General features: G+C 46.7%; 1 pseudogene. It reads right to left on the minus strand.

The features are described 5' to 3' along the window. Positions 1-556 (minus strand): annotated as a pseudogene (locus TPRIMZ1_RS19380) (IS256 family transposase); the annotation flags it as partial.

A 556-nucleotide genomic window follows, 5' to 3' on the forward strand; every position in this document is an offset into this window, starting at 1 on the left:
GCACAGACCAGCATCAATGCTGAATTGCCGTCAGGAAAACAGCCGACCACCCTCGTCCGCCGCCGGATTTCACGATTCACCCGTTCAATCATATTATTAGTTCTGATTCGGGTCCAATGCGTATCAGGAAATTCCGTATACGTAAGAGTCTCCTCAATGCCCGTTCTCTACTACCTTTGNCGCCTCCTGTAATTTCATTTCCCGTAAATCGGCAATAACTTGGTTCGCCTTTTCGGGCTGCTTTCCGATTCTCTTGTGCGTGAATCGCTTTAAGCATTTTTGCTACTACTGCCATCCATTTTCGTGGTGTCTTCGAAAATACATTCCGATAAAAGTGAACGGTACACCGTTGGTACTTGGCTTCTGGAAAGGTCTCTCCAACAGCTTCCAACATTCCAAGGCATTTATCCCCTATGATGAGCTTGACTCCCGTAAGACCTCGGCCTTTAAGCCACTGAAAAAACGATACCCAACTCGCTTTGTCTTCTTTCATCCCTTCCGCGGCACCTAAAACTTCACGATAGCCCTCTTCATTTACCCCTATTGCCACTAAAAT

This window comes from Treponema primitia ZAS-1, assembly GCF_000297095.1.
GTDB lineage: Bacteria > Spirochaetota > Spirochaetia > Treponematales > Breznakiellaceae > Termitinema > Termitinema primitia_A.